This is a genomic window from Bradyrhizobium nivariense, from assembly GCF_029846695.2.
GTDB lineage: Bacteria > Pseudomonadota > Alphaproteobacteria > Rhizobiales > Xanthobacteraceae > Bradyrhizobium.
Genome location: NZ_JARWCR020000208.1, coordinates 1 through 803 on the forward strand (window position 1 = coordinate 1; position 803 = coordinate 803).

The 803-nt window shown below is 63.8% G+C and carries 1 protein-coding gene; it reads right to left on the minus strand.

Annotated elements, in window-relative coordinates:
- Positions 1-35 precede the first annotated feature (35 nt).
- On the minus strand, positions 36-803 hold a 768-nt coding region (locus tag QCM77_RS45970; protein ID WP_280097147.1), incomplete at its 5' end, for an IS256 family transposase.

Genomic DNA, 803 nt, shown 5'->3' on the forward strand with positions numbered 1-803 from the left:
GAGCTATCGCCAAATTTTGGTGACGGCCGGGCCGGTCAGGCGGCGGCGGTTATGGGCTGACGGTCGGTCGGCTTGGCGATGACCTCGATCCCGTCGTTGAATGTCACACCAAGAACGAGTTTTGGCAACTGGTTGTGGCCATCGAGACGGCGCCAGCTTTTCTGCGCGCCCTCGACGAGTTTGAAGACCATGGCGAGCGCGGTCCCGTTCGACAGACACCCCTTCGATCGGATGGTGCGGTGGCGCACGGTGGCGAAGGTGCTTTCGATGGGGTTGGTCGTCCGCAAGTGTTTCCAGTGCTCGGCCGGGAAGTCGTAGAATGCGAGCAGCGTGTCTCGATCCTTGCTCAGGCAGTCGGCCGCCTTCTCGTATTTCAGCGCGTAGCTCTCGATGAAGGCGTCGAACGCCAGCTCGGCGGCGACCTTCGTTTCAGCCATCCAGATCTCCTGCAACGCGCGCTTGGCTTTCTGCTGCTGGCTCTTCGGCAGCTTGGCGAGCACGTTGGCAGTCTTGTGTACCCAGCAGCGCTGCTCGCGCGTTTTCGGCCAGACCTCGCCGGCGGCCTTCCAGAACCCGAGCGCGCCATCGGCGATGGCGAGCTGCGGCGGCACGTCGAGCCCGCGCCGCTTCAGATCGAGCAGCAGATCGCGCCAGTCGTGTGCGCTCTCGCGAGTGCCATCGGTGAAGCCGACCAGTTCCTTGCGGCCTTCCGGCGTCGCACCGATCAGCACGAGGATGCACTGCTTTTCGTCCTCGAGCCGCGCCTCCAGATGGATGCCATCGGCCCAGATGTAAACGTAGCG